Origin of the sequence: Variovorax sp. OK212 (assembly GCF_900112425.1) — a bacterium.
GTDB lineage: Bacteria > Pseudomonadota > Gammaproteobacteria > Burkholderiales > Burkholderiaceae_C > Variovorax.
Genome location: NZ_FOLP01000001.1, coordinates 1,313,423 through 1,334,978, shown reverse-complemented (window position 1 = coordinate 1,334,978; position 21,556 = coordinate 1,313,423). Strand labels below are relative to the sequence as shown.

General features: G+C 69.2%; 19 protein-coding genes and 1 pseudogene. 8 read left to right on the top strand and 12 right to left on the bottom strand.

The window, feature by feature from the left end; translation table 11 throughout:
• Positions 1–16: 16 nt before the first annotated feature.
• Positions 17–1,144, top strand: coding sequence for an HPP family protein (locus BM004_RS06140; protein WP_093211842.1), 1,128 nt, complete (start codon positions 17–19; stop codon positions 1,142–1,144).
• A 138-nt stretch (positions 1,145–1,282) separates the two neighbouring features.
• On the opposite strand, the gene BM004_RS06135 is transcribed toward BM004_RS06140, so the two are convergent.
• From BM004_RS06135 to BM004_RS06125, 3 genes are read right to left on the bottom strand one after another with little or no spacing between them, the layout of a single operon-like run.
• The gene (locus tag BM004_RS06135) at positions 1,283–2,275 is read right to left on the bottom strand and encodes a Bug family tripartite tricarboxylate transporter substrate binding protein (protein WP_093211840.1); all 993 of its coding nucleotides are present in this window, start codon (positions 2,273–2,275) and stop codon (positions 1,283–1,285) included.
• A 42-nt stretch (positions 2,276–2,317) separates the two neighbouring features.
• The gene (locus BM004_RS06130) at positions 2,318–3,520 is read right to left on the bottom strand and encodes a CaiB/BaiF CoA transferase family protein (protein WP_093211838.1); all 1,203 of its coding nucleotides are present in this window, start codon (positions 3,518–3,520) and stop codon (positions 2,318–2,320) included.
• Entirely contained in the window at positions 3,517–4,479 is a 963-nt protein-coding gene (locus BM004_RS06125; protein WP_093124881.1) for a hydroxymethylglutaryl-CoA lyase, read from the bottom strand. Before BM004_RS06125 ends, BM004_RS06130 begins: the two co-directional genes overlap by 4 nt.
• A 111-nt stretch (positions 4,480–4,590) precedes the next feature.
• Between BM004_RS06125 and BM004_RS06120 the strand changes: the two genes are divergently transcribed.
• The 3 genes and pseudogenes from BM004_RS06120 to BM004_RS06110 all read left to right on the top strand — a co-directional run bounded on the left by BM004_RS06120 (position 4,591) and on the right by BM004_RS06110 (position 7,193).
• Positions 4,591–5,493: a LysR family transcriptional regulator gene (locus BM004_RS06120; RefSeq protein ID WP_093124879.1), complete on the top strand. Its 903-nt coding sequence runs from the start codon at positions 4,591–4,593 to the stop codon at positions 5,491–5,493.
• A gap of 120 nt (positions 5,494–5,613) precedes the next feature.
• A pseudogene (locus BM004_RS06115) lies at positions 5,614–6,525 on the top strand (MBL fold metallo-hydrolase); the annotation flags it as partial.
• Complete coding sequence (locus tag BM004_RS06110; protein ID WP_093211834.1) at positions 6,519–7,193, top strand: DsbA family protein; 675 nt, start codon at positions 6,519–6,521, stop codon at positions 7,191–7,193. The pseudogene BM004_RS06115 and the gene BM004_RS06110, both read left to right, overlap by 7 nt.
• On the opposite strand, the gene BM004_RS06105 is transcribed toward BM004_RS06110, so the two are convergent.
• The 8 genes from BM004_RS06105 to BM004_RS06070 form a co-directional block, all read right to left on the bottom strand.
• Positions 7,190–7,894, bottom strand: a complete 705-nt coding sequence (locus BM004_RS06105; RefSeq protein ID WP_093124871.1) for an ABC transporter ATP-binding protein — start codon at positions 7,892–7,894, stop codon at positions 7,190–7,192. The two genes, BM004_RS06110 and BM004_RS06105, sit on opposite strands and share 4 nt — an antisense overlap.
• The gene (locus tag BM004_RS06100) at positions 7,887–8,648 is read right to left on the bottom strand and encodes an ABC transporter ATP-binding protein (protein ID WP_093124869.1); all 762 of its coding nucleotides are present in this window, start codon (positions 8,646–8,648) and stop codon (positions 7,887–7,889) included. Before BM004_RS06100 ends, BM004_RS06105 begins: the two co-directional genes overlap by 8 nt.
• Complete coding sequence (locus BM004_RS06095; protein ID WP_093211832.1) at positions 8,645–9,661, bottom strand: branched-chain amino acid ABC transporter permease; 1,017 nt, start codon at positions 9,659–9,661, stop codon at positions 8,645–8,647. The genes BM004_RS06100 and BM004_RS06095 overlap by 4 nt, the downstream gene beginning before the upstream one ends.
• Positions 9,661–10,533, bottom strand: a complete 873-nt coding sequence (locus tag BM004_RS06090; protein ID WP_093124864.1) for a branched-chain amino acid ABC transporter permease — start codon at positions 10,531–10,533, stop codon at positions 9,661–9,663. Before BM004_RS06090 ends, BM004_RS06095 begins: the two co-directional genes overlap by 1 nt.
• 43 nt (positions 10,534–10,576) lie before the next feature.
• On the bottom strand, positions 10,577–11,761 hold the full coding sequence (locus BM004_RS06085; RefSeq protein WP_093211830.1) for an ABC transporter substrate-binding protein: 1,185 nt from the start codon (positions 11,759–11,761) through the stop codon (positions 10,577–10,579).
• A 169-nt stretch (positions 11,762–11,930) separates the two neighbouring features.
• Positions 11,931–12,935 (bottom strand): PDR/VanB family oxidoreductase, encoded by a 1,005-nt coding sequence (locus BM004_RS06080; RefSeq protein ID WP_093211828.1) that lies wholly within the window; start codon positions 12,933–12,935, stop codon positions 11,931–11,933.
• Positions 12,936–12,972: 37 nt separating this feature from the next.
• Entirely contained in the window at positions 12,973–13,746 is a 774-nt protein-coding gene (locus BM004_RS06075; protein WP_093124856.1) for a GntR family transcriptional regulator, read from the bottom strand.
• Positions 13,743–14,894, bottom strand: coding sequence for an aromatic ring-hydroxylating dioxygenase subunit alpha (locus BM004_RS06070; protein ID WP_093211826.1), 1,152 nt, complete (start codon positions 14,892–14,894; stop codon positions 13,743–13,745). Before BM004_RS06070 ends, BM004_RS06075 begins: the two co-directional genes overlap by 4 nt.
• 146 nt (positions 14,895–15,040) lie before the next feature.
• Here BM004_RS06070 and BM004_RS06065 point away from each other — a divergent pair, with 146 nt between their 5' ends.
• From BM004_RS06065 to BM004_RS06050, 4 genes are all read left to right on the top strand, one after another.
• A complete protein-coding gene (locus BM004_RS06065) occupies positions 15,041–16,162 on the top strand; it encodes a 5-methyltetrahydropteroyltriglutamate--homocysteine S-methyltransferase (RefSeq protein ID WP_093124852.1) in 1,122 nt (373 codons plus the stop codon).
• A gap of 36 nt (positions 16,163–16,198) precedes the next feature.
• Positions 16,199–16,888 carry a glutathione S-transferase family protein gene (locus tag BM004_RS06060; RefSeq protein WP_093211824.1) on the top strand — a complete coding sequence of 230 codons (690 nt, stop codon included), beginning with the start codon at positions 16,199–16,201 and terminating at the stop codon, positions 16,886–16,888.
• A gap of 46 nt (positions 16,889–16,934) precedes the next feature.
• A complete protein-coding gene (locus BM004_RS06055; RefSeq protein WP_093124847.1) occupies positions 16,935–18,323 on the top strand; it encodes a phospholipase D-like domain-containing protein in 1,389 nt (462 codons plus the stop codon).
• Between the two features lie 234 nt (positions 18,324–18,557).
• On the top strand, positions 18,558–20,357 hold the full coding sequence (locus BM004_RS06050) for an Ig-like domain-containing protein (protein WP_093211823.1): 1,800 nt from the start codon (positions 18,558–18,560) through the stop codon (positions 20,355–20,357).
• On the opposite strand, the gene BM004_RS06045 is transcribed toward BM004_RS06050, so the two are convergent.
• On the bottom strand, positions 20,293–21,486 hold the full coding sequence (locus BM004_RS06045) for an ROK family protein (RefSeq protein ID WP_256219798.1): 1,194 nt from the start codon (positions 21,484–21,486) through the stop codon (positions 20,293–20,295). The two genes, BM004_RS06050 and BM004_RS06045, sit on opposite strands and share 65 nt — an antisense overlap.
• Positions 21,487–21,556 lie beyond the last annotated feature (70 nt).

The window sequence follows — 21,556 nt, the reverse complement described above, 5'->3', positions numbered from 1 at the left end:
AGGGAGCGACCTTCCGATGCGCTTCGACGCCCTCTGGACCCATGCGCGCGCCTGGCTGCCGGCGCGCTCCAACGTCGATGCCCGCGAGCGCCTGCGCGCGGTGGGCGGTGCCGGGCTCGGCCTGCTGGTCGCGGCCTTGCTGTCGCACTGGCTGGCGAGCCCACTGCATGCCAGCGTCTGGCTGATCGCGCCGCTGGGCGCCAGCGCCGTGCTGGTGTTCGCGGTGCCCGCGAGCCCGCTCGCGCAACCGTGGTCGGTGATCGGCGGCAACACGCTGTCGGCGGTGGTCGGCATCGCCGCCGCGAACTGGATTCCCGATCCCGCGCTGGCCGGCGCCGTCGCGGTCGCCGGCGCCATCGGCCTGATGTTCAGCGCGCGCTGCCTGCATCCGCCGGGCGGTGCCGCGGCCTTGCTGGCGGTGCTCACGCACACCACGCATTTCTCGTCGGCCCTCTTCCCCTTCTTCACCAACTCGCTGCTGCTGGTGCTGGCCGGCGTGGCCTACAACACGCTCACCGGCCGGCGCTATCCGCATGTGCAGGTGGCGCGCCCGCCGGCGGCCGACGCGCGCTTCAGCCAGGCCGACATCGACGCCGTGCTGGCCCGCTACAACCAGGTGCTGGACATCAGCCGCGACGACCTCGAGTCGCTGATCCAGCAGACCGAGCTCGAGTCGTACAAGCGGCGCCTGGGCACGCTGCACTGCGCCGACATCATGTCGGCCACGCCCGTTTCGGTGGAGTTCGGCACGCCGCTGCAGGAAGCCTGGGCGCTGATGCACGAGCGCCGCATCAAGGCCCTGCCCGTCACCGACCGCACGCGCCGCGTGGTGGGCATCGTGACCCAGGCCGACTTCTTCCGCCAGCTCGACCTGCAGCACCACGAAGGCATCGCGGGCAAGCTGCGCGACCTGATCCGCGCCACGCGCACGGTGATGTCGAACAAGCCCGAGGTGGTCGGCCAGATCATGACGCGCCAGGTGCGCGTGGCCAGCGCCGACCGGCCCGTGGTCGACCTGGTGCCGCTGTTCTCCGAGGGTGGGCACCACCACATTCCGATCATCGATGAAGAGAAGCGGCTGACCGGGATGATCACGCAGTCGGATTTCGTGCGGGCGCTGTACCGCGCTGTCGGCCCCGCATAGATCCCCGGTCTTTGTCTTTCTCCCTCCCCTCCCGGGGGAGGGCCGGGGTGGGGCACGACGGCCTCGAACTCCTCATGGCGCCCGTTGGGCGCCTGCCCCCATCCCAGCCTTCCCCCGGGAGGGGAAGGCGCAAGACCTTCACTCAATCGTGACGTTCGCCTTCTTCACCAGCGCCGCATAGCGCACGGCCTCGCTGCGGAAATACGCCGCCGCCTGCTCCGGCGTGGTGGGCTTGATGACGTTGCCCTGCTTGTCCATCGCGTCGCGCACGTCGGGGCTGGTGTAGGCCGCGACCACGGCGTCGTGGATGCGCTGCACGTCGACCGCCGGCATCTTCGCCGGCCCGATCACCGCGAACCAGCCCTCGACCGCGTAGTTCGGCAGCCCCTGCTCCGCGATGGTCGCGATGTCGGGCGCGGCCGCCGAGCGCGTGGCGCCGCACAGGCCGATGGCGCGCAGCGCGCCGCTCTTGATGTGCTGCTGCACGGCGGGCAGCGCGACCACGCCCATCTCGACCTGGCCGCCGATCATGTCCGTCATCATCGGCCCGGTGCCCTTGTACGGAATGTGCCGCGCCTTCACGCCCGCCTCGTCCATGAACATCTCGTCGGCCAGGTGCAGGATGGTGCCGTTGCCCGACGACGCGTAGTTGAACTCGCCCGGCTTCGACTTCAGCAACGCGATGAGCTCCTGCACGTTCTTGGCGGGCAGCTTGGGGTTGGCCACGAACACCAGCGGCGTGGCGCCCACCACGCAGATCGGCGTGAAGTCCTTCACCGCGTCGAAGGGCATCTTCTTGTAGACCGCCGGGTTGATGACGTGGTTGTTCGACACCATGCCCAGCGTGAGCCCGTCCGGCGGCGCCTTGGCGATGGCCGCCGCGCCCGTGATGCCGCCCGCGCCCGGCAGGTTCTCGATCACCACGGGCTGGCCCAGGCTCTTGCCCAGCGCCACCGAGGCCGCGCGCACGATGGTGTCGACGCCCGAGCCGGCGCTGATCGGCAGGATGAAGCGGATCGGCTTGTCGGAGCCCTGCGCCAGCGCCGGGAACGCCGTCATCGCGGCGGCGGATGCGCCGAGGCCCAGCAGCGAACGGCGCGTGAGCTTCGAGGGGATGTGGATCGTGTTCATGTTCTTTGTCTCTCTTTCTTTGTTGATCTGTCGCAGGAACGTTCAGGCCACGGCGTGGGCCTCCTGCATCGCGTCCATCTGCGCGGCCTCGTAGCCCAGCTCGCCCAGCAGCTCGCGCGTGTGCTCGCCCAGCGTGGGCGGATGCAGCCGCACGCCCAGCCGCTCGCCGCCCAGCGTGATGGGAAACAGCGTGGTCTGCGCCATCTCGCCCGCGTGCTCGCCGTCGGGCAGCCGGATGTCGGCCAGGCCGCCCGTGGCCTTCAGGTGCGGATCGTCGTAGAGCTCCTCGGGCCGGCGGATCGGCGCGAACGGCAGGCCGCGCGATTCGAAGATATCGGTGAGCTCCGCGGCGCTGCGCCCCGCGAGCCGCGTGCGCAGGTCGGCCAGCAGCGTGTGCCGCACGCGCACGCGCTGGTTGTTGGTGGCCAGGCCGGGGTCGGCCTTGAGGTCATCGAAGCCCAGCGCGTCGCAGAAGGTCTTCCATTGCGCATCGCTCACCGCGGCCAGGAAGATCTGCTCGCCGTCCTTCACGGTGAACACGTCGTACAGCGCCCACGCCGAGATGCGGTCGGGCATCGGCGCCGCCGCCTGCCCCGTGATGGCGTACTGCAGCATGTGCTGGCCGACCAGGAACACGTTGTTCTCGAACAGCGCCGACTGCACCTCCTGCCCCTTGCCCGTCTCCATGCGCTGCATCAGCGCGGCGATGGCGCCGATGGCACCGAACATGCCGCCCATGATGTCGTTCACGCTGGTGCCCGCGCGCAGCGGGTCACCTGGGCGGCCGGTCATGTAGGCGAGCCCGCCCATCATCTGCACCACCTCGTCGAGCGCGGTGCGGTGCTCGTAGGGGCCGGGCAGGAAGCCCGTGTGGTTGACGTAGATGAGGCGCGGGTTGAGCTTGCCCAACGCCGCGTAGCCCAGGCCGTACTTGTCCATGGTGCCGGGCTTGAAGTTCTGCGCCACCACGTCGGCCGTGGCGCACAGGCGCAGCGCGGCTTCCAGCCCCTGCGGATGCCGCAGGTCGAGCGCGATGCTCTTCTTGTTGCGGTTGAACATGGGGAAGAAACCCGCGCCGGCGCCCAGCAGGTGCCGCGTGCGGTCGCCCTCGATGGGCTCGACCTTGATGACTTCGGCGCCCAGGTCCGCCAGCACCATGCCGCAGGTCGGGCCCATGACCATGTGCGTGAATTCGACGACGCGGATGCCGGAGAGCGGCAGGCGTTTGGGTTCGGGCGTGCTCATGCGGCTGCGCCTTCTTCGGCCGCGCCTTCTTCGGCGGCGAAAGTCTTGGGAAAGCCCGCGCGCCATACCGTGCCCTGCAGGGTTTCGCCGTCGAGCCACGCGGCCACGCGCTGGCGCAGGTCGAGCAGCTTCGGCAGATCGACGCCCGTCTGCACGCCCATGCTCTGCAGCATGAAGACCAGGTCTTCGGTGTTCACGTTGCCGCTGGCACCGGGTGCGTGCGGGCAACCGCCGATGCCGGCCAGGCAGGCGTCGAAGCGCGTGATGCCGACCTCGAGCGCGGCATAGGCGTTGGCGAGCCCCATGCCGCGCGTGTCGTGGAAGTGCCCGCACCACAGGCGGTCGCCCGCGATGCGCAGCGCGCGCTCGAACAGGCTGCGCACCATCGCCGGATCGGCATAGCCCACGGTGTCGGCCAGGCTCACGCGGTCGGCACCGGCGTCCAGCAGCGCCTGCATCAGCCGCAGCACTTCGTCGGGGTCGACCGCGCCCTGGATCGTGCAGCCGAAGGCCGTGCCCACGCCGCCGTCGATCAGCGTCCTGGAGCCCGCCGCGTCGCGCGCCGCGCGGATGCGGCCGACCTCGGCCACCACCTCGTCGGGCGTCTTGCGCAGGTTGGCCAGGCTGTGCGCGTGGCTGGCCGACAGCGGCACGATCATCAGGTCGGCCTCGCCCGCGATGGCGCGTTCGGCGCCCTTCAGGTTGGGCACCAGCACCGAGGCGAAAAGCCCCGGCAGCGTCTTGGCACAGGCCAGCAGTTCGGCCGTGTCGGCCAGCTGCGGCAGCAGGTGCGCGGGCACGAAGGAGCCCACTTCGATCTCGCGCTGGCCGGCCGCGTGCGCGTCGCGGATCCATTCGAGCTTGCGTGCGGTGGGCAGCACGCGGGCAATGCTCTGCAGGCCGTCGCGCAGGCCCACTTCGCGAACGACCGCGCGGGGCGGCAGGAAGGCGTGAATCAAGACTTTGTCTCCGTCGTGAGGGGTACGGCGGAATCTTAGAATTTCCGAACTGATCCAGAAGGTATATTTTGGAAGCCAATGGCTTCCAAAACGGAACATCAAAAAAACACCATGCGCGACCTCGACCTGACCACCCTGCGCCTTTTCGTCTCCGTGTGTGAAACCCGCAGCATCGCGCGCGCCGGCGAGCAGGCCAGCCTGGTCGGCTCGGCCATCAGCAAGCGGCTGGCGCAGCTGGAAGACACGGTGGGCACGCCGCTGCTGCTGCGCAAGCGCCGCGGCGTGGTGCCCACGCCGGCTGGCGAAACGCTGCTGGAGCACGCCCGCGCCATGCTCGGCAGCGCCCACCGCATCGAGCGCGACATGGCCGCCTATGCGGGCGGCGCGCGCGGGCATGTGCGCATCCTGGCCTCGGCCTCGGTCATGGCCGAGTCGCTGGCCGAAGACGTGGCCAGGTTCCTGCAGGACCCGGCCCACCGCAACATCCGTGTCGACATGGAAGAGCGCGTGAGCCCCGAGATCGTGCGCGGCATCCGCGAAGGCGTGGCTTCCATCGGCCTGTGCTGGGACGCCGCCGACCTCGACGGGCTGGAGCGGCGCAGCTACCGCTGCGACCACCTGGCCATCGTCGCGCACCCGTCGCACCCGGTGGCGCAGCATGACGATGTGCGCTTCGAGCAGGTGCTCGACCATGAGTTCGTCGGCATGCCCGCGCTGAGCGCCGTGCAGCTCATGCTGGCGCGCGAGGCGGCGGTGGCGGGCAAGCCGCTGGTGTACCGGGTGCTGGTGTCGAACTTCGACGCCGCGCTGCGCGTGGTGCGCGCCGGGCTGGCCATCAGCGTGGTGCCCGCGGAGGTGGCGCGGCCTTTCACCGACGCCTTCGGGCTGCGGCTGATGCCGCTGACCGATGCCTGGGCACGGCGGCGTTTTGCCATCTGCTTCCGGGGCGACGCGGCGCTGTCGCCGTCGGCGCAGTTGCTGGTCGCGCATCTGGAACGCTGCGCGACCGACTGACGGTTGGCGTCGCATTCGACCGGAATTCGAAACTATTCATTGCCTTGGAGCGGGTTTTTCATTCAATTCACGCAACCTACAGTCGAAGGGTCCGTGCTGTCACCCCAACGAAAGACCCCTATGTTCCGCAGAGCCCTCCTGTCCGCCGCCGCCCTCGCCACCACGCTGAGCCTCGCGCCGCTTCTCGCGCAAGCAGCACAGGCAACCCCGGCCGCCGCGCCGCTCCAGCTCGACGTGTACAACCCCGGCGCCAGGTCGATGTTCCCCGTGTCATCGGAAATCGTCACCGGCCAGACCGACGCCGTGCTGATCGACGCGCAGTTCCAACGCAACGACGCGCAGGCGCTGGTAGAGAAGATCAAGGCCACGGGCAAGAAGCTCACCACGGTCTACATCAGCCACAGCGACCCCGACTACTACTTCGGCCTCGACGTGATCCAGGCCGCCTTCCCCGACGCGAAGATCGTCGCCACGCCGCAGACCGTGGCCGCCATCCAGGCCTCGAAGGACGGCAAGCTCGCGCACTGGGGCCCGATCCTGAAGGACAACGCGCCCAAGGCGCTGGTCGTGCCCGAGCCGCTGACGGGCAACAGCCTCGTGCTCGAAGGCCGCAAGATCCAGGTCGTCGGCCTCGACGGCCCCACGCCCGAACGCAGCTTCGCGTGGATTCCTTCGCTGAAGGCCGTGGTCGGTGGCATTCCCGTCTCGGCCAACATCCACGTCTGGGTGGCCGACACGCAAACGCCCGCGTCGCGCCGCGACTGGATCCAGACACTGGGCCGCATCGAGGCGCTGCACCCGAAGACCGTGGTGCCCGGCCACTACCTGCCCAACGCCAACGGCTCGGCGCCATACTCGCCGGCCTCGGTGAAGTTCACGCGCGGCTACCTGAAGGCCTTCGAGACCGAAGCCGCCAAGGCCAAGGACTCCGCCGCGCTGATCGCCGCAATGAAGAAGCGCTACCCGACACTGGAAGACGCCTCGTCGCTGGAACTCGGCGCGAAAGTCATCAAGGGAGAAATGAAATGGCCGCAATGAACGACACGCCGGACGAACGCCAGGGCGCCACCCTGCACTACATCTTCGACCCGCTGTGCGGCTGGTGCTACGCCGCCGCGCCGCTGGTCGATGCGGCACGCGGCGTGCCCGGCCTGCGCGTCGCGTTCCACGGCGGCGGCATGATGACCGGCGCCAACCGCCGCGCGATCACACCGCAATGGCGCGACTACGTGATGCCGCACGACCGCCGCATCGCCGAGATGACGGGCCAGCCTTTCGGCGAAGGCTACTTCGAGGGCCTGCTGCGCGACACCGATGCGGTGATGGACTCCGAGCCGCCGACCACCGCCATCCTCGCGGCCGAGGCGCTGCGCGAAGGCGGCGGGCTGGACATGGTGCACCGCCTGCAGCGCGCGCACTATGTCGAGGGCCGGCGCATCGCCGACGTGGAAGTGCTCGGTGCGCTGGCCGCCGAGCTCGGCTTCGACGCCAAAGCCTTCGGTGATGCGTACGTGAGCCTGTCCGGCGCGGCGACCGCGCAGCACATTGCCGCGAGCCGCCAGTTCCTCCAGCGCGCGGGCGGCCAGGGCTTCCCGACCTTCGTGCTGTCGCAGGCCGACGGCCGCGCCAGCCGCATCGACATCGGCCCGTGGCTGGGCCGCGCCGAAGACTGGAAAGCGCGGCTGGCCGAGCTGGTCTAGCGTGCCACGCCCAGCAGCCGGTCGAGCACTTCCGGCTGGGTGCGCAGCGTCGCGGCGCGGTCGGTGTGCACGATGGTGCCGTGATCGAGCACCACGGCTTCGTCGGAAATCGCGAGGATCGCCTGCGGGTGCTGCTCCACGACGATCGCGGCCAGCCCCTCGTCCTGCGTGATGCGCCGGATGGCGCGCAGCAGCTCTTCCACGATGATGGGCGCGAGCCCTTCGAGCGGCTCGTCGAGCAGCAGCAGCTTGGGGTTGAGCACCAGCGCGCGGCCCACGGCCAGCATCTGCTGCTCGCCGCCCGAAAGCTGCGTGCCCAGGTTGGTCTTGCGCTCGGCCAGGCGCGGGAACATCTCGTACACGCGCTGCGGGTTCCACTTGCCTTGCCGCTCCACGGCCGTGAGGTTCTCGTGCACCGTGAGCGACTTGAAGATGTTGCGCTCCTGCGGCACCCAGCCGATGCCGGCCGCCGCGCGCTGGTGCGGCGCCAGCTTGTGCAGCGCCTGCCCGCCCAGCGTGATGCTGCCGCCGTGCTGGCGCGTGGCGCCCGCGAGCGTGTTGATCAGCGTGGTCTTGCCGGTGCCGTTGCGGCCCAGCAGCGCCAGCGTCTGGCCCTCGCCGAGCGCGAACGCCACGTCGTGCAGCACCACGGCTTCGCCGTAGCCCGCACTCAGGTTCTCGATGCGCAGCAGCTCAGACATGGGCAGCTTCTCCGTGGCCCAGATAGACCTCTTTCACCTTCGGATCGTTGGCGATGGTTTCGGGGTCGCCCTCGGTCAGCAGCGTGCCGTTCACCAGCACCGTCATGCGGTCGGCGAAGCTGAACACCAGGTCCATGTCGTGTTCGATCAGCAGCACCGACACGTCGGCCGGCAACGCGGCCACGGTCTGCAGCAACTCCTCGCGCTCGCCGGCGGGCACGCCCGCCACGGGTTCGTCGAGCAGCAGCACGCGCGGCTCGCAGGCCAGCGCAATCGCAATCTCCAGCAGGCGGCGCTTGCCATAGGCCAGGTGCTTCACCTGCTGCTGCGCCACGTCGCTCAGGTGGAACTGCTCGAGCAACTGCGCCGCGCGCTCGGCAATCGCCTTGCTCGCGCCGAGCGGGCGCCACCACTGCGCGCCGATGCCCTGGTGCTGCGACACGACGAGCGCCAGCGTCTCCAGCGGGGTCATCGAATCGAACAGCTGGTTGATCTGAAAGGTGCGCACCAGCCCGCGCGCCACGCGCTTGTGCGGCGCGAGCCGGGTGATGTCTTCGCCCAGCAGCGTGATGCGGCCTTCGGTCGGCGTGAGCACGCCCGTGAGCTGGTTGATGAGCGTGGTCTTGCCCGCGCCGTTGGGCCCGATCAGCGCATGGCGTGCGCCGCGCTTGAGCTCCATCGTCACGTTGTTGGTGGCCGTGATGCCGCCGAAGCGCATCACCAGGCCATGGGTGGAAAGCACGGTATCGGTCATGCCGTGCCCCCCTTCGCGCTCTTTGTCTTGCCTGTCTTCTTGCCCATGCCGAACCACATCCACGGCTTCAGCAGGCGCTCGCGCCCGGTGAGCACCATCACCACCAGGATCAGGCCGATCCAGAACATCCAGTACTGCGGCGTCACGGCCGACAGCCAGGTCTGCAGCAGCTTGAACACGATGGCACCCGCCACGCCGCCATACAGCCAGCCCACGCCGCCGATGACCAGCATCAGCAGCACATCGGCCGAGCGGTCGAAGGCCAGCACGTCGAGCGAGGCAAAGCCGGTGGTCTGCGCCAGCAGCGCACCCGCCGCGCCGGCCACGCCGGCCGCGATGGTGTAGATGACCGCGAGGCGCGACACCACCGGAATGCCGATGGCCATGGCACGCAGCCGGTTGTCGCGAATGGCCTTCAGCGTGGCGCCGAACGGCGAATGAACCAGCCGGCGCATCAGCAGGAACAGCACCAGCATCACGGCCAGCGAATACCAGGCGGCCGTGCGGCCGTACAGGTCGAACTCGAACAGGCCGAGCACCGGCCCCATGACCACGCCCTGCAGGCCGTCGGCGCCGCCGGTGAGCCAGTCGAGCTTGTTGGCGAGCTCGAGCAGCAGCAGCGCGGTGCCCAGCGTGACCATCAGCCGCGTGAGGTCGCTGCCGCGCAGGATCGTCACGCTTGCCACCAGGCCCAGCACGGCCGACAGCACGGTCGCCACCACCAGGCCCACGGTCGGGTCGGGCATGACGAGCTTGGCGAACAGCGCCGCCGCGTACGCACCGAAGCCGAAGAAGGCCGCATGGCCCAGCGACACGATGCCGGTGTAGCCCAGGATCAGGTCGAGCGACATCGCGAACAGCGCGACGATGGCGATCTCGTTGACCAGCAGCGAATGCGACGGCATGACCAGCGGCAGCGCGAAGGCCACCGCCCAGACCACGAACTCGACCGGGTGCCAGCGCGCCTTGCGCAACAGGGCCGACTGGAAATCGGCGGAGGAAGGCGTGCCCATCAGCGGCCTCCCTTGCGCGTGAACAGGCCCTGCGGCCGCCACATCAGGATCAGGATCATCAGCAGGTAGACGGTGAACGCGCCCATCTTCGGAATGAAGTACTTGCCCGCCACGTCGGCAATGCCCAGCAGCAGCGCCGCCGCGAGCGGCCCGGTGATCGATGAGGTGCCGCCGACCGACACCACGATCAGGAAATAGATCATGTACTTGAGCGGGAAGGTCGGGTCGAGCCCGAGGATCTCCGCGCCCAGCGCGCCGCCCAGCCCCGCGAGGCCCGAGCCCACCGCGAAGGTCAGCAGGAACACCACATTCACGTTGATGCCCAGCCCCGCCGCCACGCGCGGGTCGTCGACCGCGGCGCGCAGCCGGCTGCCGAAGCGGGTCTTGGAAAGAATCAGCTGCAGCACCACGGTGAGCACCGCGCACACGCCGATGATGAACAGCCGGTAGTGGCCCATGCCCAGCATCAGCGCGCCGTCGCCGATCTCGGTGCGCCCGCGCAGCCATTCGGGCAGCTGCACGTTCTGCTGCGACGAGCCGACGAAGTAGTCGACCGCCGCCACCGCCATGAACGCGAGGCCGATGGAAAACAGCACCTGGTCCAGGTGCGGCTTGCCGTACATCGGCCGGTAGAGGGTGCGCTCGAGCACCGCCCCCGCCAATGCGACGACGATGAACGCGAGCGGCAGGCAGGCCAGGAAAGGCAGGCCCAGCTTCTGCATCGCGAACACCGTGAGATAACCGCCGGCCATGGCGAAAGCGCCGTGCGCGAGGTTGATGAAGTTCATCAACCCGAGCGTCACGGCGAGGCCGACGGCGAGCACGAACAGCAGCATGCCGTAGGCGATGCCGTCGAAAAGAATGGTCAGCATGCTGTGGTCAGGAGCTCCGTCTTCGAACGCTTGCGATGCGCGCTTACTTGGTCTTGCCCGGGTCCTTGACGCTCTTGATCACGTCGAACTCGACGTTGTAGAGCTGCCCGTCCTTCTTCTCGACCTTGCGCAGGTACACGTCCTGCACCACGTCGCGGGTCTGCGCGTCGATCATCATCTGGCCGCGCGGGCTCTCGAAGACCTGGCCCTTCATGGCCGCCAGCAGCGCTTCGCCGCCGCCCTGGCCCTTGGTGGTCTTCAGCGCTTCGTAGATCACGCGCATGCCGTCATAGCCGCCCACGGCCATGAAGTTGGGGCGCAGCTTGGGGTTGGCCTTCTCGAAGGACTCCACAAACTTCTTGTTCATGGCCGACGGGTGCGCCGCCGAGTAGTGGTGCGAGGTGACCACGCCCAGCGCACCGTCGCCCATGTCGTTGAGTTGATCGTCGTCGGTCACGTCGCCGGTGGCGATCAGCTTGATGCCGGCCTTGTCCATGCCGCGCTCCAGGAACTGCTTCATCACGGCCGCGCCCGCGCCCGAGGGCACGAAGACGAACAGCGCGTCGGGCTTGGCGTCGCGCACCTTCTGCAGAAACGGCGCGAAGTCGGGGTTGCGCAGCGGCACGCGCAGCTTGTCGATGACCTTGCCGCCGTTGAGCTGGAAGCGCTCGCTGAAGAACTTCTCGGCGTCGTTGCCCGGGCCGTAGTCGGCCACCAGGGTCACCACCGTCTTGATGCCGTTCTTGGGCGCCCAGTCGCCCATGGGCACCGACACCTGCGGCAGCGTGAAGCCCGAGCGAATGATGTAGGGCGAGGCCTCCGTGATGCTCGAGGTGGCCGCGGCCATCACGAGCTGGGGCGTCTTCGACTGGGTGGCGATGGGCGCCACGGCCAGCGCCAGGGGCGTCAGGCCGAAGCCGGCGAGCACGTTGACCTTCTCGTTGACCACCAGTTCCTGCGCGAGGCGCTTGGTGACGTCGGGCAGGCCGGTGTCGTCCTTGACGATCAGCTCGATCTTCTTGCCGGCCACGGTGTCGCCGTTCTGGGCCATGTACAGGCGCGCGGCGGCTTCGATCTGGCGGCCGGTGGAGGCCGACTGGCCGGTCATCGGCAGGATCAGGCCGATCTTGAACTTGTTGTCCTGGGCGCTGGCCAGCGGGACCGAAAGAACCGTGGAAACCGCAAGCGCCGACAGGGCTGCGGTCTGGATGAGATGGCGTCTTTGCATGATTTTTCCTTCAGGGACGGAACTCGAAACCGGGGCTATTTTCAACACTTTGCAACATTCGGCGCAGCAGGCAATCACCTACCCCGGGCCCCTCCCGGGCCTTTGTTGCGCGATCAATAAATGAACTGCGCGATCATCGCGCAAGGTGGCCGGCGCCGCGGCGGCGGCGTCAGCTGTCGGCGCGGTACGCGGAGTCGAGCGTGAGCGTACCCACGGCGCGTGACACACAGGCGCAAATGCGCGTGGTCGACTGCTTTTCGTGCTCGCTGAGGAACACGTCGCGGTGGTCGATCTCGCCGTCCACGGCGATCACATCCATGGCGCACAGGCCGCACTCGCCGCGCTTGCAGTCCCACAGTGTCTGCACGCCGGCCGCGTCGAGCGCCTCGAGCAGCGTGCAGTCGGCCGGCACGGTGAGGGTCAGGTCGTGCCGGGGAATGCACACCTGGAACGACTGCGTGGCCAGGCGCCCGCTGCTGCCGAAAGTCTCGAAGCGCAGGTCCGCGATGGGGCGGCCGGCCGCATGCCAGGCGCGCTTCACGGCCTCGAGCATCGGCACCGGGCCGCAGGTGTAGAGCTGGCCGCCGGCCGGCAGCGCGGCAATGGCGGCGGCGAAGTCGATGGGGGTCGAGCCTTCGTGGGCCGTGACGCCCTCGCCCAATGCGTCCCGCAGGTGCGCCAGGTAGCCGAATTCCTCGGCATTGCGCGCGCCGTAGAGCATCTTCACCGGCACGCCGGTGCGCCTTGCGTGCGCCGCCAGCCGCTGCGCCATCAGCACCAGCGGCGTGATGCCGATGCCGCCCGCCACCAGCAGGTAGCCGGGCGCCGAGAGGTCGAGCCCGAAGTGGTTCTGCGGCGCGCTGACCTGCAGGCGGTCGCCCACGGCCAGCCGCCACATCGCGAGCGAGCCGCCGCGGCCGTCGTCCAGCCGCTTCACGGCGATGCGCCAGCACCGGCCGTCGCCCTCGCCGACCAGCGAGTACGAGCGGGTCTGCAGCCTGCCTTGCGCGGTCATCACCTGCACCTGCAGGTGGGCGCCGGGTTCGTATGCGCCGGCCAGGCCGCCCTCGCCCTCACCCTCTCGCCGGGGGCGCAGTTCGAACTCGCGCACGGTGGGCGTGACGTCGCGCAGCGCAACGACCTGCGCCTGCATCCATTGAAGATCGCTTTTCATCGGGGGAACACCAAAGGCAGGAAAGGAAAAGGCGGGCTCAGCCGCGGCGGCGGATCAGCTGCACGCCCGGCAGCGGGCGCTGCTCGGCGGTGGGCGTGCCGTGCAGCGCCTCGCGCAGGTTGCGCCGCGCGATGCGGCTGTGCTCGCGCATCAGCGCCTCGGCGCGCGAGCCCTCGCCGGACTCGATGGCGTCGAGCACCTGCAGGTGCTGGTCCTGCGCAATGACGAGCATGTCGCGCGCGGCGGGCGAGTTGGCCTGCACGATGACGAAGCCCGAAGGCGACGCGAACGGCAGGTTGACCACGCGCTCCAGCTGCTGCGCGATGACGGGGCTGCCCGCCATTTCGCACAGCAGCGAGTGAAAGCGCTCGTTGTGAGTAACGTAGCGCGAGAAGGCCGCGTCGTCGAGCGCGGGTTCGCGCAGCAGCTCGTCGATGCGCTGCAGGCAGGCGCGCGCCTCGCGCAGCACCACCGGCGCCGCGCCGCGCTCGGCCGCGAGCCGCGCGACCAGGCCTTCGAGCGTGCCGCGCAGCTCGATGGCGTCGGCCACGTCGCGCTCGGAAAACGTGCGCACCGCGTAGCCGCCGTTGGGCAGCGCCTCGAGCAGGCCTTCCTGCTCGAGGCGCATCAGCGCCGTGCGCACCGGCGTGCGCGACACGCCGAGCTGCTCGGAGATGGCCACTTCGGCAATGCGCGCGCCGCCGGGCAGCTCGCCCGCCAGGATCATCTCGCGCAGCCGCAGCTGCGCCTTCACGCCTTGCGAACTGCCGCTGTCGCCGGGCTCGGCGCTGGAGACTGCCGCGACCTTCATGCGGCCTGCTTCTGGTTCTGGTTCTGGTTCTGGACGGTGGCCACGGCGTCCACCGCGTCCACGGGGCGGATCGGGATCGGCGCGCGCGCGGGCTTTTCCTTCTCGATCAGGCGGTCGATCAGCCGGCGCGCCCACATCGAGCCGGCGTCGATGTTGAGGTTGTAGAACTGGTGGTCGGGGTGGTCGTCCATGGCCTTCTGCTGCGCCTCGAGCACGAGCTCGTCTTCGCGGAAGATGCCGGCCACGCCCTCGCGCAGCTCGTGCGTGAGGCGCTGCTCGCCCAGGCAGTAGTTGCGCGAGAAGGCCCAGAAGTACAGGCAGGTCTTGTCGGTCTCGGGCGTGATGGTGTTGAGCACGTAGCCGTTGACGCCCTTGCTGCGGTCGCCGGGGTTGTCGCCCCGGGGCACCGCGCCGCTGCCGGCCTCGGCCACGCCGACGTCGATGTTCACCGTGCACGGGCCTTCGAAACGGATGATCTGCCAGCGGTCGACCTTGCCCGTGTAGCCGCGCGCATGGCGGATCTGGCCGCCCCAGAACGGCGGCGGGTCGATGCTCTCCATCCAGCGCGTGACGGTGGCCGAGCGATCGCCGTGCGTGGCCACGAAAGGCGCCTCGGCCACTTCGCGGTTGCCGATGGACGAGCCGTGCACGAAGGTCTCGTGCGTCAGGTCCATGAGGTTGTCGACCACCAGGCGGTAGTCGCAGTTCACGCGGATCATCTTGCCGTCGCCGGCCCAGGCCGGGTCGTCGTTCCAGTGCATGTCGGGAATCAGCGCCGGGTCGGCCTTGGCCGGGTCGCCGGGCCAGATCCACACGAAGCGGTGCTTTTCCACGGCCGGAAAGTTGCGCACGCAGGCCGAGGGGTTGAGCGTTTCCTGGCTCGGCATGTGGGTGCAGCGGCCCTGGCTGTTGTAGACCAGCCCGTGGTAGCCGCAGACCAGCTCGTCGCCCTCCAGGCGGCCCAGCGACAGCGGCATCAGCCGGTGCCAGCAGGCGTCCTCCAGCACGGCCACCTGGCCGTCGGTGCGGCGGAACAGCACCACTTTCTGGTTGCAGATGGTGCGCGGCAGCAGCGCGTGACGCACTTCGACGTCGTAGGCGGCGGCGTACCAGGCGTTCAGCGGAAAGGTGGTCGTGGGCGTTTTCATGAATACCCAATGTATACAGAAATTCGCAAATTTCCAGCCTGAAGGCGACTTTCAAGGGTAAACACCGAGTCATCTGTATACAGTCATCGGCATTCCGAAGGCGATACGATGCCCGCTCGTTCCCCAAAATCACGACGGAGTCATCCATGTCACAGCACGCCGCCTTGCCCGCCCGCTACGACCACGTGGGCAGTTTCCTGCGCCCCAAGTACCTGCTCGAAGCGCGCGAGCAGAAGGCCAAGGGCGAGATCACGCCCGAGCAGCTTCGCCTGGTCGAGGACAAGGCCATCACCGAGATCGTCCGGTTCCAGGAAGACATCGGCCTGAAGAGCATCACCGACGGCGAGTTCCGCCGTACGTACTTCCACATCGACTTTCTCGACCAGTTGGGCGGCGTGAAGACCGACATTCCGGTCACCATCCGCAAGCCCGACGGCACCGAGGAACTGGCGCCGCCCGCGATGCGCGTGATCGACAAGGTCCGCCACGTGAAGGACATCCAGCTCGCCGACTTCCAGTACCTGAAGAGCCAGGTGTCGGCCGGCAACATGCCCAAGGTGACGATCCCCTCGCCGACCATGCTGCACTTCCGCGGTGGCCGCGCCGGCATCAGCAAGGACGCCTACCCCGAACTCGACCCGGCCTTCTACGACGACGTGGCCAAGGCCTACGGCGACGAACTGCGCTCGCTCGCCGCGGCCGGCTGCACCTACGTGCAGATGGACGACACCAACCTGGCCTACCTGTGCGACGAGCACATGCGCGAAGCCGCCCGCAAGCGCGGCGACGACCCGAACGAACTGCCGCACCGCTACGCCGCCTTCATCAACAAGGTGGTGGCGCAGAAGCCGCCGGGCATGCTGCTGGCCATGCACCTGTGCCGCGGCAACTTCAAGAGCACGCACGCCGCGGCCGGCAACTACGAGCCGGTGGCCGAGGCGCTGCTCAAGGAGATGGACCTGGACGCCTACTTCATGGAATACGACGACGCCCGCTCGGGCGACTTCAAGCCGCTGCGCTACCTGCCCAAGGGCAAGACCGTGGTGCTCGGCCTGGTGACCACGAAGTTCGGCCAGATGGAAGACAAGGACGAGCTCAAGCGCCGCATCGACGAGGCCGCCAAGTACGCCTCGCTCGACCAGCTCGCGCTGTCGCCGCAGTGCGGCTTCTCCAGCACGGTGCACGGCAACAACATCGCGGTGGAAGCGCAGCGCGCCAAGCTGCGCCTGGTGGTCGAGACGGCACAGGAAGTCTGGGGCACGACCTGATGCATTGAGGGGCGGTTTCTGGTCAAGTCGGTGCCCATGACGACTCACATCTACTCCGGTCCCCTCAGCATGTTCGGCGCCAAGGTCGAGATCGCGGCACGCGAAAAAGGCGTGCCCTTCGAACTGGTCATGGTGCCCTTCACCATCGACGACGCCTACGAGCCCAAGCACCCCGAGGTGCTTCGGGTCAACCCGGTCAAGCAGCAGGTGCCGGTGCTGACCGACGACATCGACGGCGGCGTGGCGCTGTTCGACTCCACGCAGATCTCCGAGTACCTCGAAGACCGCTACCCCGGCCCCGAAAGCCTCGCGCTGTGGCCCGCGGGCATTGCCGAGCGGGCCCGCGCGCGGCAGCTGGAACAGAAGTCGGACGAGGTCTTCTTTCCCAACGTCATCCGGCTCTTCGGCCTGCAGCACGACATGAAGAGCGCCCCGGCGGTCGCGGCCTGCGCCGCCTGCGCGCGCTTCTACGAAGAGCTGGAAGGCCTGCTGGCCTCGCGCGAGTGCGAGTATTTGGCCGGCCCCTACTCCTTCGCAGACATCGCCTTCTACATGGCCCATGTGTTCGCCGACCGCAAGGGTGCGGGCATGACCGGCGCCACGCCGCGCCTGGTGGCCTGGCGCGACCGCGTGGGCGCGCGGCCCGCGGTGCGCGCGGTGGTCGACCCGATGATGCGTTTCCTGGCCTCGCAGGGGCGCGGCGTGCCGGCCTTCCTTCAGCGCTGAAGGGGCTCGCGCGCGCGGCGGCGCAGCGCTGAGGCATCATCGACCCATGCCTACTGCAAGCGTCTCGCGGTTCGACTGGCTGCCCTCCCCCTCGCAGCATTTCCTCGTCGTCACTTTCGCGCTGCTCGTCTATGTGCTGACCACCCGCGCGCGCCGCGAGCAGCGCGCGCCCACCACGGCCATCGCCTGGGTCATGGGGCTGGTGCTGATGCCCTACTTCATCCTGCCGATGTACCTGCTGTTCGGCCAGCGCAAGCTGCGCCCGGCCGGCTCGCCGCGGCCGCCGCGCTCGGTGCCGCCGGGCCACTGGGCCGCCGACCTGATCGAGAGCTTCGGCCTCGCGCCGCCGGGGCGCAGCGAGATCCGCATGCACGCCGACGGCGAGGCAGCGCGCGAGGCGCTGTGGCAGGTGATCGACGGCGCGCGCGAGCGCATCGACGTGTGCACCTTCATCATCGGCAACGACGCGCTCGGCCATGCCGTGCTCGAGCGCCTGGCCAAGCGCGCGCGCGAAGGCATCAAGGTGCGCGTGCTGCTCGACGGCTTCGGCGCCCTTTCTTTGCCGCGCCATCACTTCGACCGGCTGCGCGCGGCCGGCGGCGAGGTGGCGGTGTTCCGCCCCTTCTTCAGCCTGCGCCGCATCGGCCCGCGCAACCTGCGCAACCACCGCAAGTTCACCATCGCCGACGACAGCTGGCTGTGGTCGGGCGGGCGCAACCTGGCGGGTGAATACTTCACCGGCAACGACGCGCACCCCGAGGCCTGGCACGACCTGTCGTTCGACCTGCGCGGCAGCGTGGCCGCGGCCGCGGCGCGCCAGTTCGACCACGACTGGGCCTCGGTGCGCAGCCGCAAGGCGCGCGCCATCACCTGCGAGGACGCGCCCGAAGGACCGGGCACGGCCATGGCGCAGTTCCTGCCGAGCGGCCCCGACCAGACCGAAGACACGGCGCACGCGCTGTTGATCGACGCGTGCTTTCGCGCCGAGCACCGCATCCTGGCGATCACGCCCTACTTCGTGCCCGGCGACGGCCTGCGCGACGCGCTGCGGCTGGCCGCGCGGCGCGGCGTGCAGGTGACCATCGCGATGCCCGCGCAGTCCAACCACCGGCTGGCCGACTTCGTGCGCGCACGCGCCATGCGCGACCTGGCGCGCGCGGGCGTGAGCTTTCGCATGCTGCCGTTCATGGCGCACGCCAAGGCGGTGGTGGTCGACGGCGACCTGGCGCTGTGCGGCTCGATCAACCTCGACCTGCGCAGCCTGCTGCTGAACCACGAGGCGGCGGTCGTGTTCTACGGCGTGGACGAAATCGAATGGCTGGCCGAGTGGATCGAGACCACCGCCTCGGCCGGCGAGCCCTACCGCGCGCGGCGCCCGGGGCTGGTGCGGGACGTGGCCGAAGGGCTGCTGCTGACGGTAGCTTTCCAGCTGTAATGTTTCGTGCATAAATGCAACGCTTGTGCAACAAACAGAACGTGAATACTAAAATCTCCACCGGTTTCGGTGGTTGACACGCCAGCCTGCCGCGAGCGTAAGTCCCGGCCGGCCGCGCGAGTTCCCGGAGCCCCCTGCGTTGCGGGGCAGTCCGCCCGGGGCCCGGCACGTCGCAAGTGCCCACCCAAGGCGCCGTCCGTTTGAGTTTCACGCCCCCACGCCGGGGAACGACCGATGCGAGCCTTCTTCTCGCTGCGTGCACGGCTGAGCCCACTGACCGTGCCGATGCTGGCGACCCTGATGAAGCGGTCGCTGCTGCTACCAATTCTGCTCGCGCTGTCTGGAATGACGCCCGCTTTCGCCGCCATGGACGACGTCGGCCGTGCCGCGCCCAGCGTGCACCGCCTGAAGTTCATCGCCGACCCCGAGCTGGCCGCCGACATCGGCCCCGCCGAAGCCGCCCGCCGCCTCGCGCAGTACGTGGCCGACGTCAACACCGTGTTCACGCGCGAGACCGTGCGCAGCTTCGTCTTCGACCCCAGCACCGACCTTCAGCTGGTGCCGCCCGCCGCGGCGCCGCAGTGCAGCTACAACGGCCTGGTCAACGGCGAGGTGGTGGTGTGCATCTCGAAGTCCAAACGCGGCTACAGCCACGGCGGCCTGTCGACCAGCTGGACCTTTCCGCAGAAGGGCGTGGCCTGGAACCTGAACTGGGTGGCCATCCACGACCCGCTGCGGCTGTCGCGCGCGCCCAGCGCCGCCGCGCCCGAGTCCACCGAGAAAGACTACCTCGGCCGCCAGCTGAAGACGCTGCTGCACGAGCTGGAGCACGTGTTCGGCGCCGGGGCGGGCGAGTACTACAACGGCGTTGCGGTGACCGACACCACCGGCGTGGCGCCCATCGCCGACCTGGCGCTGGCCGACGAGGGCGACCGCTACTGGTGGACGCGGCAGAACTGGCGCCTCGACCCGCTGCTGGGCACCGTGTTCGAGCAGCGCCGCGACCCGGCCGCCAACCGCATCGCCACGCTGGAAATGATCCGCTTCACGCCGGGCACCAAGGCCAGCATCGACACCGACTGGACCGACTGGCCCAAGCTCGGCAGCTCGAAGTTCATGGCCGGCACCACCGCCACGCAGGTGCGCGTGACCGACCGCGACAGCGGCGCCGCGCTGGCGGGCGCGCAGGTGTCGGTGTGGCGCAACCCGGGCGCGGGCAAGCCGCTGGTGATGCTGGTGACGGGCGTGGCCGACGCATCGGGCCGTTTCGTGTTCGACTGGGACTGCGGCTTCAGCTGCTTCGCCGTGGGCAAGACCACGCTGCTGGTGAAAGCACATGCGCCGAACCGCGCGCCGGGCGCGAGCTGGTTCACCATCTTCGACGCGTTCGAGCAGAAGGCCGTGCAGGGCTTGCCGATGTTCACCATCGACCTGGCGCTCGGCGGCATCGACGTGACGCCGCCCACCGTGTCGCTGGCCGCGCCGTCCACGGCCACCGTGGGCCAGCCCACGCTCATCGCGCCGGCCGTGGTCGACAACGTGGGCGTGTGGGGCGTCAAGGTGCTGGGCAACGACAGCATCCCGATCTGCACCTTCACCGCCCCGCCCTACACCTGCAGCTGGACTCCGGGCAGCCCGGGCGTGCAGACGATCCGCGTCATCGGCGTGGACGCGGCGGGCAACACCGCGGTGGCGTCGGCCAACGTCATCGTGCAACCGCCTGCCATCGCCGTGCCGCCGGCCGTGGCGATGACGGTGCCGCCCGCCGCCGCGGCCAGGGCGCCTGCGCAACTAGAGGCCAACGCCTCGGCCAACGTGGCGCAGCTGAGCTTCATCGTCGACGGCAAGACCGTGTGCAGCCTGCAGGCCGCGCCCTTCTCCTGCCGCTGGACGCCGTCCGCCGCCGGCTACGCCAACATCGAGGCGCGCGCCGTCGACGCGGCGGGCAACATCGCCAGCGTGTCCGCGATCACGCGCGTGACGCCCCAGCTTTCGATTTCTTCCGTCCCGCCGCCGGCGTCTTCCCCTCTTTGAGTTCGTCCGGCGTCGGCGTGTTGCTGAAGCTCACGTTGCCCAGCCCCGTGCCGATGGTCAGCACGCCCCAGTGCTTCACGTCGCGCATGAAGGGCAGCTCGCTCAGGCCCTGCACCACCGCGTCGTTGTGCATCAGCACCAGCATCGGGTCGGAGCCCAGCGTGAGCATGCGGCGCCACACGGCCGTGGGCAGGTGGAAGGCGTGGCTTTCCCAATCGCCCGGCAGGTTCTGCGCGCCGCGCGCAATGGAGCCGTCGGAGCGGATGAGCCCCGGGCAGCCGATGCCGATGAAGGGCGCGAGCCGGATCTTCTTGCGCTCGCTGTAGCGCACCATGTCCATCAGCATGTCGGCGATGTGCTCGACCATGTGGCTGCGGTTGGGGCCTTCGTCGGCATGGCGCCACTTCACGCGGCGCACCACCTCCGCGCGCGAGAAGTCGTGCGCCTTGCGGTAGCGCGTCTTCACGATGCCGCAGCGCACGTTGGTGCCGCCGATGTCCACCGCAAGAATGGCGTCGTACTTGCGCAGCAGGGCCGGCGGCGTGAGGTGCACCCAGCCGATCAGCCCGCCGTCGTCCACGTTGTGCGACAGGCGGCCCAACTGCACGTGCTGGCCCAGCTCTTCCAGGATGGCGCCGGTCTGCAGCACCGCGCGCTCGCCCACGTCGCTCTCGGGAAAACCGCCGCCGATGACGATGCGCTCGACCTTGTGCCACGAGGGCTGGCGCAGGAAGCGCTGGATCACCGAGGCCAGTTCCTCGGTGAACTCCTCGATCACGCCGTGCATCACGTCGCCGGCCTCCGACGCCTTCTTCGCGCCGAGCACGCGGTCGAGCGCCTTCTTGCTCAGGTCGCGCGAGTGCAGGTCGCCCAGCGGGTCCTTGCCCTTCTTGCGGCGGCGCTTGCGCCAGCGCTCGAGCAGTTCCCTGAAGGCGGTCTGGCTCGCCTGGTCGCCGACGAAGCCGTCCTTGTCGCGCAGCTGCAGGCTGTAGCCCTCGACGTGCACGCCGGGAAGGTCGCGCAGGCCGTGCACGTCGGTGGGGGGCAAGGGATCGGGCCGGTCGGCAGGGTTGGCGAGTTTGGTGCCGGCGGCTTCAGGCTTCGCAGCCTTGGAGGGAGAAGACTTCATGAAGCGGAATGATGCGCCCGCCCACCACCCCGGCGCATCGGTTGCGCGCACGACGGCGTGTAGGAGATTG